Raw genomic sequence first — 14,913 nt, 5'->3', positions numbered from 1 at the left:
GAGGTGCACAGTTGAGTAATGTGGTTACTAGGCAAGCGTATATTCAATCACTCCCTAAGTATATTACCTTATGTGAGCGTAACTACTTACGCGCGTTAAAAGTATTACCGGAAGAAGTGGTTGGCGAGAAGCGTAAAATTGTATTAGCCAATGCCAGTTACGAAGTACATATTGACGACTGTGCAAAATACACCACAGATATCTCAATTAAACAAACCTCAACAATCAGCGACTATCTACCCGAGTTAGATATCGCTGTGCGCCTATACCATGATGCTAAAGTGGCTGAGGTGGTGCACCATGACTTTCATCAGCGTATTAAGCCCTCTTACGGTTACCCAAACCCGAGCATGCATCACAAAGATGAAAAATATCAGCTAAATGCTTTTTTGGGTGACTGGCTGATGGCATGTTTAGAAAGTGGTCGAGTACCTTTAAACTGGGATGTGAACAATGGCATGGTTTGAACAAGTTTATACTTTTGATACCCACCATTTAAAACTTGCTCATTTTACTGATTGTCACTTATTCGCTAACAGAGAAGGTGAATACTTTTCTGTAAATACAGCAAGCAACTTAGCGGCAACCTTCGAATTCCTTGCTACACAGCAATTAGATGCGGCAATATTTGGAGGGGATATTACCCAAGATCATACTTCTGAGTCTTATCAGTTATTTGCAGAGCTTTTAGAGCAAAGTGACTTAACCTGTCCGGTCTTTTGGTTACCGGGAAATCATGATGAGCCCTGTGAGTATGCGGCGATTGAAAATACCCAAATACTGCCACATAAAAAACTAATTGCAGACGGCGTTGAAGTATTACTGCTGAATTCAAAAGGCGACACGCCAGCAGGTTGGTGTACACAAAGCCACCTTGAAGAATTAAATATGCTTTTGCATGAAACTGAAAACCATGTGCTCGCGCTATGTCATCATCATCCTGTGCCAATCAACGGTTATTTAGATAAACACATTTTAGAAAATGGGCCGCAGTTATTAAATACTTTGGTTGAGAGTGAAAAAGCAAAGGCTCTTATTCACGGCCATGTGCATAACGATTACTCGCAAAGCTATAGAGAGTTGCCAGTGTTAGCAACACCGGCAACTTCGATTCAGTTTTCAAAAGCAACCCCTAATTGGCAGCAGCAAAATTTAGGGCCTGCAGTGCGTTTAATAGAGTTCTCGCGTTCAGCGTTTAAAACAGAGGTGGTATGGTTAAGCGCGTAATTTATATCCACGGGTTTAATAGCTCAGAGAAGTCATTTAAAGCCCAGCAGTTTGGACAGTGGGTATCAGAAAATTTTCTTGATATTGAGTACATCTCACCGAGATTACACTTTGATCCCAGAATTGCCATCATTCAGCTAACACAGCTTATTGACCAGGACACAGTGTTGTTGGGCAGCTCGTTAGGTGGGTATTATGCGACTTATTTGTCGCAGTTGCATAACATTAAAGCAGTTGTGATTAATCCGGCAGTTAAGCCTTTTGAATTATTAGCAGATTACTTGGGACCGCAGTATAATCCCTATCAAGACATGCACTACGAACTGACTTTAGAGCATGTTGCCGCCTTACAATCATTATTTATGACTCACCTTCCTAACCCAGATAAGGTAATGTTGCTTCAGCAAATGGGAGATGAAGTTTTGCCATTTGAGCAAGCAGTTGATTATTTTAAACAAAGCGCGCAACATGTAGAGTTTGCCGGTGATCACAGTTTTATGGGTTTTGAGCGTTACTTTGACACCGTTGCCAAATTTCTTAAAATCACGTAAAACAAAACGAATAAAAAAGATAAAGAATTAAGCCATGAGCCAGCAGAATTATAATGCCGAAGCGATAGAAGTTTTAAACGGGTTAGAGCCTGTAAAACGTCGCCCGGGAATGTACACAGATACCACTCGACCTAACCATTTAGGCCAAGAAGTAATAGATAACAGTGTTGATGAAGCATTAGCTGGCCACGCAACCAAGATTGACGTCATCCTGCATGAAGATAACTCACTAGAGGTTATCGATGATGGCCGAGGTATGCCAATTGATATTCACCCTGAAGAGGGGATACCTGGGGTAGAACTGATCCTGACTAAACTGCATGCTGGTGGTAAGTTCTCAAACAAAAACTATCAGTTTTCAGGTGGTCTACACGGGGTAGGTATTTCAGTTGTAAACGCCTTATCAACTCGTGTTGAAATTAGCGTGCGTCGTGATGCTCAAGTCTATGAAATGGCATTTGAAAACGGCGATAAAGTACAGGACTTAGAAGTCACTGGCACGGTCGGTAAGCGCAACACGGGTACTTCAGTACACTTTTGGCCTGATGCAAGTTACTTCGATTCAGCAAACTTCTCTTTATCTAAGCTAAATCACTTACTAAAAGCTAAAGCGGTATTATGCCCAGGCTTACGCATTCGCTTTATCAATAAGCAAACCAAAGAAACGCAAGAATGGCACTATGAAGCCGGTCTTGAAGATTACCTAAAAGACGCAGCAAGTGGTTTCGAAGTACTACCAAAATCGCCTTTCACTGGCAGCTTTAGTGGCTCAACAGAAGGTGTCGATTGGGCGCTACACTGGTTACCTGAAGGTGGCGAGTCAATCGCTGAAAGTTACGTAAACTTAATACCGACAGCACAGGGCGGTACACACGTAAATGGTCTTCGCCAAGGTCTATTAGAGGCCATGCGTGAGTTTTGTGAATTCCGTAACTTATTGCCAAGAGGCGTTAAGTTAACTCCAGACGATATCTGGGATAAATGTAGCTACGTATTATCTGTGAAGATGCAAGACCCACAATTTGCAGGTCAAACCAAAGAAAAGCTATCTTCGCGTTCATGTGCCACCTTTGTATCGGGCATTGTAAAAGATGCATTTAGTTTATGGTTAAATGAGCACACAGAAACGGCTGAGCTACTGGCAGAATTGTGTATCAGCAATGCACAAAAACGTATGCGCGCAGCGAAAAAAGTGGTGCGCAAAAAGGTTACATCAGGTCCTGCATTACCGGGTAAGCTAACCGACTGTTCGGGCAGTGAAACAGAACGCTCAGAGCTATTTCTAGTAGAGGGTGACTCGGCTGGCGGTTCTGCGAAGCAAGCCCGAGATCGTGAATTCCAAGCTATCATGCCACTGCGCGGTAAAATCCTAAATACTTGGGAAGTTGAATCAGGACAAATTCTAGCATCTCAAGAAGTTCATGATATTTCTGTGGCTTTAGGTATCGATCCTGATTCAACTGATTTATCGGGTCTGCGCTATGGCAAAATTTGTATTCTTGCCGATGCTGACTCGGATGGATTACACATTGCAACACTCTTGTGTGCGCTATTTGTTAAGCATTTCCCAACCTTAGTTAAAGCGGGCCATGTGTATGTGGCTATGCCGCCGTTATTCCGTATCGATATTGGTAAGGAAGTTTATTACGCACTCGATGAAGACGAAAAGCGTGGTATTTTAGATAGAATTGAAGCTGAGAAAAAGCGTGGCAAAGTGAACGTACAACGATTTAAAGGTCTGGGTGAAATGAACCCAATGCAGTTACGTGAAACAACCATGGACCCTAATACGCGCCGTCTCGTACAGCTGACATTAGACGAAGAAGAGCACACCATTGAAATGATGGATATGCTGCTTGCGAAAAAGCGCTCGGGTGACCGTAAAACTTGGCTTGAAGAGCATGGCGACAGAGCCGAAGTTTAAAAATAGATTTTAAAATTGAGTAGCCGCTAAACGACTTCATCGCTAGCGGCTTTGTACGTTTTGTTCATTTCAGTTAATGAAAGCGTATAAAGATAATAACAATAGGGCGCGATATGACAGATCCGCAAACCTTGTCCTTACAGGGCATAGAACAGCAAACTATGGGGCGTTTTACCGAAGACGCTTACCTCAATTATTCCATGTACGTGATCATGGACCGTGCACTGCCACATATTGGCGATGGTTTAAAGCCAGTGCAACGTCGTATTGTATATGCGATGAGCGAGCTGGGTCTTTCAGCTGCTGCTAAGTATAAAAAGTCAGCACGTACAGTCGGTGATGTACTGGGTAAATACCACCCTCACGGTGACAGTGCGTGTTACGAAGCCATGGTATTAATGGCGCAACCGTTCTCATACCGTTATCCGCTCGTTGATGGTCAAGGTAACTGGGGGGCTGCGGACGATCCAAAGTCTTTTGCCGCAATGCGTTATACCGAAGCCCGATTATCTAAATTCTCAGAAGTGCTGCTAAAAGAACTTGGTCAAGGCACCGTTGATTGGACCCCGAACTTCGATGGCACCATGAACGAACCGCAAGTGCTGCCAGCACGTTTGCCTCATATCTTACTTAATGGCGTAACGGGTATTGCGGTAGGTATGGCAACAGATATACCGCCACATAATGTTCGAGAGTTAGCGTCTGCCTGTTGTACATTACTGGATAAACCAAAAACAACCCTTGAAGAGTTGTTAGAGCTCGTTCAGGCACCTGACTACCCAACCGATGCTGAAATTATCACGCCAAAAGCGGATATTCAGAAAATCTATACCACGGGTAAGGGCTCAATAAAAATGCGTGCGGTTTACACTGAAGAGCAAGGTGAAGTGGTGATCACGGCTTTACCGCATCAGTGTTCGGGCGCAAAAGTATTAGAGCAAATTGCAGCGCAGATGACAGCGAAAAAGCTGCCTATGGTGGCAGATCTTCGCGATGAATCAGATCATGAAAATCCAACGCGCATTGTGATTGTACCTCGTTCAAATCGAGTTAAAGTCGAACCTCTGATGGCGCACCTATTTGCAACCACAGATTTAGAGAAAAGCTACCGTGTTAACCTGAACATGATTGGCTTAGATGGCAGGCCGCAAGTTAAAGATTTACGCTCAATCTTAGCGGAATGGCTTGTCTTCCGTCGCGAAACAGTACGTCGTCGTTTGCAATACCGTTTAGATAAAGTACTTGCTAGACTACACATTTTAGAAGGTTTAATGATCGCCTTCTTAAACATCGACGAAGTCATCGAAATTATCCGTAATGAAGATAACCCAAAAGCAGAGTTGATGTCGCGTTTTGGCCTATCTGACAAGCAAGCTGAAGCCATTTTAGATCTAAAACTTCGTCATTTAGCGAAGTTAGAAGAGATGAAAATCAAAGGCGAGCAAGATGAACTTGCGGCAGAGCGTGACAAACTAGAACTAACACTTGGCTCTGAGCGTCGTATGTCGACCTTGATGAAAAAAGAAATTCAAGAAGCCGCAGAGCTTTATGGTGATGAACGCCGCTCGCCTGTGGTTGAGCGTGGAGAGTCAAAAGCGTTAAGTGAAAAAGACTTAATTCCTTCAGAAGCCGTGACTGTGGTGCTATCTGAAAAAGGCTGGGCGCGTGTAGCCAAAGGCCATGATATTGATGCAGAAGGCTTAAATTATCGTTCAGGCGATGAATATAAAGCCTCAGCACGGGGTAAGAGTAATCAGCCTGCCGTATTCTTAGACAGTACAGGGCGCGCGTTTGCGACCGATGCGCACAGCTTACCGTCAGCCAGAAGTCAAGGTGAACCAATGACGGGTCGTTTTAGCTTAGCGGGTGGCGCGACATTTGAACATGTGGTGATGGGCGAAGAAGAAGAGCTTTACCTGATGGCCACTGATGGCGGCTATGGCTTTATTACTGAGTTTAACGACTTAGTGAGTAAGAATAAAAATGGTAAAGCGCTAGTAACCGTGCCAAAAGGGGCTGAGCTCATAGCACCTATCTCTGTGAATGATGTTGCAACCGATCGCTGTATGGCAATTTCGAATGAAGGTCGAATGCTTATTTTCCCACTGCGTGATTTACCTAAACTTGCCAAAGGTAAAGGCAATAAGATCATTTCTATTCCAAGTGCGAAAGTACAAGCACGTGAAGAGTTTGTAAAAGTACTCGCGTGTGTGCCAGATGGTGCATCGGTTACATTACATGCAGGTAAGCGCAAACTAACCCTTAAGCCTAGTGATTTAGAACATTACTATGGTGAACGAGGTCGTCGTGGTAATAAATTACCAAGAGGGCTTCAGCGTGTTGATGAATACGAAATTGAGTTTACCAAGGCAGAGCCGATAGAAGAGGTCTCGTCAGAAAGCTCAGAGTAAGCATTTTAGCTTTGAAAGCCCGCAATTGCGGGCTTTTTTAATGGCTAATCGTATTAGCTAATTATCTGAACTATAAAGATAGAATTTCATGTCGGGTAAAAGTCGTGGTTGAGTTGCTTTACTTTATTCATAGTGATCTCGTTGGAAGCAAGGAAACAAGAAATAATGGTTTTAAAACAATTAAGAGTCAGTCGGCACTTAACTCAAGAGCAGTTAGCTGAAATGTCTGGTCTCAATGTTCGTACAATTCAGCGAATTGAAAGTGGTCATAATGCCAGTTTGGAATCATTAAAATGCCTTGCCTCTGTTTTAGAAGTGAATGTAGATACATTGCAACAAACGAGGTTAGATATGAAAACACAAAAAGAGTTATGGCAGGCTGCGCCACTGTGGGTCAGATGTTGGTTTGCTTTAAATTATCTCAATTTAACGCCGTCAAAACGTGCGACAGTTCGGGCATTAGTTACTTGTCACATAAGTGGTTATTTATTCTGTTTACTAGGCTTAATAAGTCAGCCAGCACTGGCGGGTGGGATCATTATGTTAGGAGTCGGATACTTTTTTAATTTTTGTTTATGGTTAGGCAATAAGTACAGTATCTGGAGTGATGCTGAGCACAGTTAATTCATTATGTGCTGTCAGTTTCTAAAGTGAGTAATAGATCAGTTGCTATTGGCAGAAAGCAACTGAAACTGATAAGTTTAATGCTCACTTATTACACAAGATAAAAAGAAAAAATGAAAAAACTGACTCTCAGCTTAGCCTTATTACTCAGTGCTAATATTCATGCCCTAGATTTAGATAAATCGGTTCAACAAAGTTTACCTAAACTCAATCAGCTTTATTTACACCTGCACCAGAATCCAGAGTTGTCCTATCAAGAAGAGCAAACAGGCAAGCGTTTGGCCAAAGAGCTAGATCAGCTTGGTTTTGATGTGACAAGTAATGTGGGTGGTTTTGGCGTAGTTGGTTTATATAAAAATGGCAACGGCCCAACGGTGATGATCCGTGCTGATACAGATGGTCTTCCTATTGTAGAGCAGACAGGTAAACCATATGCATCAAAAGTGAAAGTGATAGATAAGCATAATAACCAAGTCGGTGTTATGCATGGCTGTGCTCACGATATTCACATGACCAGTATGATCGGTTCTGCTGAGCAGTTAATAAAGCATAAAGACCAATGGCAAGGGACCTTGATGATGGTTGCTCAGCCTGCTGAAGAAGTCGGGGGCGGTGCCAAAGCCATGATCAAAGAGGGGTTATTTAAGCAGTTTGCAAAACCTGATTATGTGTTGGGTTTACATACCAGTGCATCGCTTCCTGCTGGGCAAGTGGCAATCGCACCAGGCTATGCGCTAGCGAACGTGGATTCGGTGGATATTTCAGTTAAAGGCAAAGGCGGACATGGTGCTTACCCACATACCACTATCGATCCTGTGGTATTAGCATCTCGCATTGTTTTAGGTCTGCAAACCATAACCAGCCGAGAAATTTCACCGCTTAAGCCATCTGTTATCACCGTCGGTTCAATTCACGGTGGTTCAAAGCACAATATTATTTCAAATGAAGTGAAGTTACAGCTAACTCTACGCTCATACGACCCTGCGGTTCGCGAACAACAAATTGCGGCAATTAAACGTTTAACTGCTGGCATTGCGCAAAGTGCTGGGTTAGAAGAGTCGCTTTATCCTGAAGTGCTGGTACATGAATCTGAGTCTATTCCATCAACCTATAATAACCCTGAACTTGCAACTCGTATGACAAAGAGCATTAAACAGGAGTTAGGTGATTCGCAGGTTGTCAAAGCTGAGCCTGTTATGGCAGGCGAAGACTTTGGTTTATTTGGTCGCACCGAAGAAAATATTCCAATTACCATTTTTTGGTTAGGTGGGGTTGAGCCAAGCAGCTATCAAGCCGCAATGAAAACTGGTGAGCCTCTACCTTCATTACACTCGAGCAAGTTTGCACCAGATTATGAACTGGCAGTGCATACGGGTGTAAGGGCCATGACGGCCAGCGCCCTTGATCTTTTTAAACAAAATTAAGTAATAATTATTTTTCTATGTGACTTACCTTTAAACATTGCCTAGAGATAGGTCACTTTTCCTTGCGGTGATACTTTATAAAGACTTAATGAAAAAATTTGACTGCGCTTAACTGGGCCAAAGATACGAGAGTCTGCACTGTTCTGCATATTATCGCCAAGTACAAAATACTCGTTGTCTTTTAAGGTTATTTTTTCTTTTTTATAAGAACATGGCGTTGTAGATATCGATGTTGCACTCTTCAAATGGGGAGGTATGTAGAGCGTTTTATTAATAATGACTTGCTCATCGCATAACAACACTTCATCGCCAGGTATAGCAACGACTCTTTTTTGTAAGGCACCATAGCGGTCAGATTGAAGACCAACGAAGCGGTAACGTTCAATTTTAATATCAAAGTGACGAGATACTGTGGTATCGCCCAGTTGTATGGTTGGATAACTTGATAAACTGTCGGTGCCTGAATAAGAATACCCGGTATACGGTAGAAGACTTAATGACAGAAAAACACATATGCCAGCAGACCCAAAAGAAATTAGTTTTTTAGCTTTTTGTTTATATACACTCAAAATAAGTACGAGCAGAATTGCTGCGAAATAACTCATCAGAAAAACAGAGGTCATAAGATAATTATCTGCAATTTTAAATAATCTGAAACTGGCAAAGAAAGCAGCTAACAAGAGAGGGTAAGCTAATAAGTACTTCAATTTATATCCTTATCATATAAAGCGCCACTTTATATTCTGGTGGCTTTTTTAGCCACCTAAGTAACTTAGATCAAGTTACTCTATAATTTTAAGAGCAATAAATTTAAAAAGGTGCTGCAGTGGTAAAAGTCATCATCTCTTCAGTACGAGGGTGCGCAATTTGCAACATCTCGGCATGCAGCTGTAAACGGTTTGCTGCCGCTAGTGCTTCATCTTTAGCATATAACCTGTCACCTAAAATGACATGACCCAGTGATAGCATATGAACGCGCAGCTGATGTGAACGACCCGTGATAGGAGTGAGTTTCACACGTGTTGCCGCCGCCTCATGCGCTAAAACCTCATAATGGGTAAGTGATGGCTTACCACTTTCATGACACACCATTTGCTTAGGTCTATTTGGCCAGTCACAGGTCAAGGGTAAATCAACCGAGCCTGAAGGCTGCGCTAATTTGCCATGCACACGGGCAATGTAGTACTTGTTGGTTAATCTATCTTGAAACTGAATGCTTAAAAAACGATGGGCTTCTTTGTGCATAGCTAAACACAACACGCCAGAAGTCGCCATATCTAAACGATGGACTATTCGCGCAGTAGGGAAAACACGGTTTACTCGTGCAATTGCACAATCAGCATGTTTCGGGTCTTTACCGGGTACTGTTAACAGCCCACTAGGCTTATTGATAACCAACATATCGTCATCTTGATACAGAATATCTAAATATGGGTCTAGTGGGGGAGCATAGTTAAGTAGCACAGTAATACCTCGTTTTTAGCAAGGGCGCTATTCTACCCTAAGGCAAAGGTAATAAGCGAGTTAACTTCACATACAAAAACAGACCCAAGAGGGTCTGCTTAACATTTTAACGTTCGATCATTTTACTAGACTTTAAATTGCTCAAGCATATCTTCTTGATGAGCAATTTTATCAAACTGTGACTGCATGGTTTGGTCAACGTTAGCTGCTTGAGAAAGTACAGTATCTGAGATAATACGAATCTCAGAGGCATTGTCATTGACGTCTGTGACCACTTGCCTTTGTTCATGCAGCATGTTGGCGATTTGCATATTTAAATCAACAATATGTGCAATTGAGTCTCGTATTGCATCAAGGGCATGTTTGGTTTCATCGGCTTTACCTACCGTCGTTTGCACCACTTGCTGACTTTGCTTCATAACTTGTACTGCACTGATAGCACCAGCTTGGAGTTGATCAATCATTGTCTTAATTTCTGTTGTTGCTTCTTGTGTGCGTTGCGCAAGTGTTCTTACTTCATCGGCAACTACCGCAAAGCCTCGACCTGACTCACCGGCACGGGCTGCTTCGATTGCTGCATTGAGTGCTAGTAGGTTCGTTTGCTCGGCAATACCATTGATCACAGACAGAATTTGCTCGATACCACTTGTTGAGACTTCAAGCTCATTCACGACGTTAACAGCATCGCTTATTTGTTCAGACAATTGTGCGATTGAAGAGGTGGTTTCTGATACAACTTTTTGACCGTCTTGTGCTGCTGTATCGGTATTTTGAATCGCAGAAGCGGCCTCTTGGGCTGTGTTAGCAACACGCTGTTCAGTATCAGACATACTGGCCGTCGCTTCAACTAGCGCACCTAACGCATTCACCTGACGAGAGATTTCTTGTCGAGATTGGTTTGCATCATTTGACGTTTGCTTCGCATCTGCAAGAATTTCACGACCTAGGCTTTGAATTTGCTCAATGATCCCCTGTAGACGTGCAGTGAATAAGTTAAAGTTTTCTGCTAATTCAGAAAATTCAGGGTCGCTGTCTGTGTTCAGGCGCACAGTTAAATCAGCATTGCCTTTCGCAATATTCGCCATGGCGTCATTAATGTCTTCAAGCGGTTTAAGCAGAATGTTAATCACAATAGAAAGCAGCACAACAGCAATAATTACAAACAAAATAGTGAAAGTGATTGAGTCACTGGTTAAATTATTAACCGCGGCAAATACTTTATCTTTTTCCAGTGCCACGCCAACCAGCCAATCAAATCCTTCAACTTGTTGAAACACCAGAATATGCTCTTTACCATTGAGCTCTATGCTTTGCATGGTTTGTCTGAATTGTGTGTTCCCTAAGAACTTTGAGGCTTTTTCACCATTTAATTTGCTATCAGGGTGAGAAATAATAGTCCCGTCTTTACTGACCATAAAGGCGAAACCGGCGTCAAACAGATTGAACGAGTTAATCATGTTACTCAGTTTTGCCAAGCTGACATCAAAGAAAATAGCACCGTGAAATTGACCCGACTTTTTAACCGGTGTGCCAATTGAAACGAGAATTTCTTTTGATACTGAATCGGCATAAGGCGCCGTCACAATCAACTTGCCTGCGTTTTTAGCATCTTGATACCAAGGGCGCTTTCTTGGGTCCCAAGTCGGGCCTGGGTTCCAGCTTGGATCGCTGGCAACATACTTGCCCGTGCGCTCTTCACCGTAGCCTATCAAAATAAACTCTTGTTGTAGCTTCTGTTGGCTAAGTAAAGGGGCCGCTTGGTTTAAGCTGCCTGTTTGCGCCACTAAATCAGTGGTGAGGCTAGCCAAATTCGCACTGCCTTGCATTTGAGCTGTGACTGTGTTGCTGATCCCTTGAATAATTTCGGTCACGCTTTGTTCAACTTGTTTTTCAAGGTTACTTTTCAGCGAGAAATATTGTTTTATAGACAGCACAGTCAGTGCAAGCAGTAAGACCAGTGAGGATATGACGATGATTTTGTGTTTAAACTTCACACATAACTCCAAAGGCCTGAGGCCAGTCATTTATTATTATTAAAGTTTTGATTTGTATTTGTTGATTTGTGAGTGATAACTCAGCGTAATCACTCACTTAGCTAAATGCTACACCCTACTAAAGTCTAGGGTTTAAATGCTTAAAACACAACCTAACTCACAGAGTAAAATCAAAAGTGTTTTATTGTTTGCTGGTATTGATTAAATAGACGGCTGAAAGAGCCAACGCGCCGCCAATAGCAACACTCAAAGGAATGGTTTCTCCAAAATACCAAACCGACAATCCCATAGCGGTTACAGGGACCACAAAGATAAATGAGCTAGAGCGACTCGGGCCTAATTTTTGATTTGCCAAGAAAAACACACTCGTGGCAATACTGACCACAATCACAGACAGAAATAACATGTGTTGCCAATAAACTTCAGGGTAGTTTGTCATTGAGGTAAGTGGATTTAAATCAAAGGCAAAGATATAACTCAATATACTGGCCCATAAGTACATTAGCGCGCTGAATGTCATGAAGTCGGCAAACTGTGTACCACGTTGGCTGGCAAGAGTCAGAAAAGCCCATGAAAGTGCTGCAAGCACAAAGAATAAGTTACCGGATGCAAAAATCTGATCGGTATCAAAATGCCAAACCTCAATCATCATCATGCCACCCGCAAGGCCTAGTAGCATACCCATGAGCTGCAAAGGTCTAAATTTTTGCTGATTAAAAATAGCAGCAAGCACAAATGTCATAATGGGGTTTATGGTTGTAACCAGCATGCCGCCTTTACCTGGTAAACCGTCATGTAAGCCTAAGAAGAACAACTGATTATAACCGGCAAACAAAAGTCCTGCGGGTAAAGACCACAGTAAAGCGGGCCTTGCAAAGCGCAAATTTACTAGTTTTAATCTTTTTACCAAGAAAAGAATGGGCAGCATACTAACGGTTGCCAGAGCGAGGCGATAAAAAACGGTGAGCTTTGCTGGGGCCATATCGGCAATGATTTTCCCCGAAATCCAACTCGCGCCCCAAAATAGCATCGCGGTCACGAGTGCGAGAATAACGGGTGCGTCATTAGAGTTTTCTGACTGCTGCAAAGAGTGCATGGTTTTCCTTTAAAGTCCTAATCTAGACAATAACGCTTTATATCATACTTATTTTAGTTTTATTCGAAAAAGCGGATGAAAGTCACTGGTTTTATCGAGCTTTTGCAGGGCGATTTGAATGTTTGAACTAAGTCGTTTTAAGCATTAAATATATTGGTGTTTTTTTAGCCTTTTTAACTTCTATTTCTATACTTCAAATAATAAAGGTCAAAATGGTGAAAAACGTGGATATCAAGGTACTCCTCATTGACGATGATAACTTTATTCATAAAGTGGTGAGAAAAGCAGCTGATGGGGTATTTAGTGTTTGTCACGCATACAACGGACCAGAAGGCTTTGAACTAGCCAAGACTGAACAACCCGATGTGATTTTACTTGATGTTGAAATGCCAGGCCAAAATGGCTATGAATGCTGCGAGGTCTTGAAGTCTGACAGTGCAACGAAAGAAATTCCAATTGTATTTTTGTCAGGAAAAACAACTTTAAGAGAGCGCATGCTAGGATACGAGGCCGGTGCTGATGATTATCAACTCAAGCCTTTTGATACCGTTGAATTAATTGCCAAATTGAAGGTGTCAGCCAAATATAAAACAGAGCGAGATTCATTAAAAACAGAAATAAAAACGGCGCATAACACCGCGATGGATGTGATGACTGGCAATAGTGAGCTTGGCTTGGTGATGCGCTTTGTTGAAATGACCTATGGTATTCGCCAGTTAGATTCATTGGCAAAACAGTTGCTCGAACTAACGTCTAGCCTAGACTTGAAATGCTCAGTGCTGTTTGATTTTAATGGCAAGGCATTTACCTATTGCAGCTCAGGTTTACTGTCGCCCATAGAGCAAGAATTGCTAGAAAGCTGTCGAACTAATAAGCGGTTTATTGATTTTGGTTGCCGCACGATTATCAATTATCCAAAAGTAACCTTACTTGTAAAAAACATGCCTTTAGACAGCCCTGAAAAATATGGGCGATTCAAAGATGTTTTGCCTACTGTTTTAGGTGCCACCGATGCCAAACTTAGATTGATGGAAACCAATGATCTCTTGCTTAAACAAGGCGAGAAAACCCATTTTGCTTTCACCAATATTCGCCATTCATTACAGGATCTTGTCAAGAGCTTACATGTTCATCAAGCAGATGCGGGAGAAAGTATCGAACGCCTCGCCACGAGTATGCAATTTGAATTACCCAAGCTTGCGCTTGAGCCAGACCAAGAAGAGTTTATCCTTGATTCTATCACCAATACATTTGATGAAGTCTCTGAGCACTTGAGTAACTCAAACGAAGTGAATATTACGTTTGTGCATATTTTAAAAGAGATGAAATCCTTAGTCGGGGATTTAGAAAACGTCATCTCAGCAACGCAGCAAGACATCTGCTTTATGCAAGGTGCCGAGGTAGATATTGACGATGAAGATGGCTACCAAATGGACGTAGAGCTATTTTGATGACGCTTTGTTAATGAGTAGGGCGCTACTCAGCGAGTAGTTTATCTATATCCTTGATGGCATTTTGGTAATTGATGATCATAAACTCTTCTTGTGCGGTTAGCTCTTGCAGCAGGTTTCTCATTAAATAAAGTGTTTCTAATAAATAGGCCTCTCTGACAGACTCTCGGGAGTAAAAAATATCCCCTAATCGAGTCAAAGTTGCTTCTATGCTTAAGGTTTGAAAACGATACAGGGTATTTAACGCAGAGATAGTCTCGATACGCATATTAGAAGAGATCCCCGATTGCTTGAGTGCATCCCAGGCGGAGTTTCTTAACATATCTTGCACTAAACCATTTGGCATCTGACTCAAAATAAATGCTCGTTGCTTACTACTATCTAGAAACTCAGGTGGCTTGGTAATAGCAGATTCAACATTGGCAAGTACTTGTTGATGATAAGGTCGCCACTGTTCTAATAATGCTTTATTGGTCGTTAATTCGGCTTTTATGAGTTGCAAGGCACGAACTTTTTCTTGGTCTTTTTTAACTTGCGAATGCATTTCACTCAGAAATAAAGCCAATAGTACACTGAATACGATTAACCCAGATTCAAATAAAACTTTGATGATATTTGCCCGTGCTTTTTTAGTTTTAAATAGCATCTTCCATCCCAAGATGTTTATTGCCAGTCTCATTAGATTGAGAATATTGTTAAAACATAATAAGACTGTATCTGATTAGGGTAAACAGCAAAAGGGTAAAC

Annotated in this window: 13 protein-coding genes; 8 read left to right on the top strand and 5 right to left on the bottom strand. The window is 42.1% G+C overall.

Translation table 11 applies throughout. The features are described from left to right. The first annotated feature begins 11 nt into the window (after window positions 1-11). The 7 genes from AAEU28_RS04780 to AAEU28_RS04750 all read left to right on the top strand — a co-directional run bounded on the left by AAEU28_RS04780 (window position 12) and on the right by AAEU28_RS04750 (window position 8,161). On the top strand, window positions 12-467 hold the full coding sequence (locus tag AAEU28_RS04780) for a DUF1249 domain-containing protein (protein WP_138482702.1): 456 nt from the start codon (window positions 12-14) through the stop codon (window positions 465-467). Beyond that, window positions 454-1,227, top strand: coding sequence for a metallophosphoesterase family protein (locus AAEU28_RS04775; protein WP_421963178.1), 774 nt, complete (start codon window positions 454-456; stop codon window positions 1,225-1,227). Before AAEU28_RS04780 ends, AAEU28_RS04775 begins: the two co-directional genes overlap by 14 nt. Next, window positions 1,212-1,778: a YqiA/YcfP family alpha/beta fold hydrolase gene (locus AAEU28_RS04770; protein ID WP_421963177.1), complete on the top strand. Its 567-nt coding sequence runs from the start codon at window positions 1,212-1,214 to the stop codon at window positions 1,776-1,778. Before AAEU28_RS04775 ends, AAEU28_RS04770 begins: the two co-directional genes overlap by 16 nt. A gap of 34 nt (window positions 1,779-1,812) precedes the next feature. Continuing rightward, window positions 1,813-3,702 (top strand): DNA topoisomerase IV subunit B, encoded by a 1,890-nt coding sequence (gene parE / locus AAEU28_RS04765; RefSeq protein ID WP_421963176.1) that lies wholly within the window; start codon window positions 1,813-1,815, stop codon window positions 3,700-3,702. Window positions 3,703-3,815: 113 nt separating this feature from the next. After that, window positions 3,816-6,113 carry a DNA topoisomerase IV subunit A gene (parC, locus tag AAEU28_RS04760; protein ID WP_421963175.1) on the top strand — a complete coding sequence of 766 codons (2,298 nt, stop codon included), beginning with the start codon at window positions 3,816-3,818 and terminating at the stop codon, window positions 6,111-6,113. A 165-nt stretch (window positions 6,114-6,278) separates the two neighbouring features. Further along, window positions 6,279-6,737 (top strand): helix-turn-helix domain-containing protein, encoded by a 459-nt coding sequence (locus tag AAEU28_RS04755; RefSeq protein WP_421963174.1) that lies wholly within the window; start codon window positions 6,279-6,281, stop codon window positions 6,735-6,737. A 113-nt stretch (window positions 6,738-6,850) separates the two neighbouring features. Beyond that, entirely contained in the window at window positions 6,851-8,161 is a 1,311-nt protein-coding gene (locus AAEU28_RS04750; protein WP_421963173.1) for a M20 metallopeptidase family protein, read from the top strand. A gap of 41 nt (window positions 8,162-8,202) precedes the next feature. Here AAEU28_RS04750 and lepB read toward each other — a convergent pair whose 3' ends face one another. The 4 genes from lepB to AAEU28_RS04730 form a co-directional block, all read right to left on the bottom strand. Beyond that, a complete protein-coding gene (gene lepB, locus AAEU28_RS04745) occupies window positions 8,203-8,868 on the bottom strand; it encodes a signal peptidase I (protein WP_421963172.1) in 666 nt (221 codons plus the stop codon). 103 nt (window positions 8,869-8,971) lie between these two features. Continuing rightward, window positions 8,972-9,625, bottom strand: coding sequence for a bifunctional tRNA pseudouridine(32) synthase/23S rRNA pseudouridine(746) synthase RluA (gene rluA, locus AAEU28_RS04740; RefSeq protein WP_421963171.1), 654 nt, complete (start codon window positions 9,623-9,625; stop codon window positions 8,972-8,974). A gap of 125 nt (window positions 9,626-9,750) precedes the next feature. After that, on the bottom strand, window positions 9,751-11,619 hold the full coding sequence (locus AAEU28_RS04735; protein ID WP_421963170.1) for a methyl-accepting chemotaxis protein: 1,869 nt from the start codon (window positions 11,617-11,619) through the stop codon (window positions 9,751-9,753). Between the two features lie 181 nt (window positions 11,620-11,800). Continuing rightward, on the bottom strand, window positions 11,801-12,715 hold the full coding sequence (locus AAEU28_RS04730) for a DMT family transporter (protein ID WP_421963169.1): 915 nt from the start codon (window positions 12,713-12,715) through the stop codon (window positions 11,801-11,803). A gap of 224 nt (window positions 12,716-12,939) precedes the next feature. Between AAEU28_RS04730 and AAEU28_RS04725 the strand changes: the two genes are divergently transcribed. Continuing rightward, a complete protein-coding gene (locus AAEU28_RS04725) occupies window positions 12,940-14,166 on the top strand; it encodes a response regulator (protein WP_421963168.1) in 1,227 nt (408 codons plus the stop codon). A 25-nt stretch (window positions 14,167-14,191) separates the two neighbouring features. Here AAEU28_RS04725 and AAEU28_RS04720 read toward each other — a convergent pair whose 3' ends face one another. After that, window positions 14,192-14,812, bottom strand: coding sequence for a hypothetical protein (locus tag AAEU28_RS04720; protein WP_421963167.1), 621 nt, complete (start codon window positions 14,810-14,812; stop codon window positions 14,192-14,194). Window positions 14,813-14,913: the final 101 nt, after the last annotated feature.

Origin of the sequence: Pseudoalteromonas sp. SS15 (assembly GCF_049257195.1) — a bacterium.
GTDB lineage: Bacteria > Pseudomonadota > Gammaproteobacteria > Enterobacterales > Alteromonadaceae > Pseudoalteromonas.
This window is presented reverse-complemented; position numbering and strand designations above follow the sequence as displayed.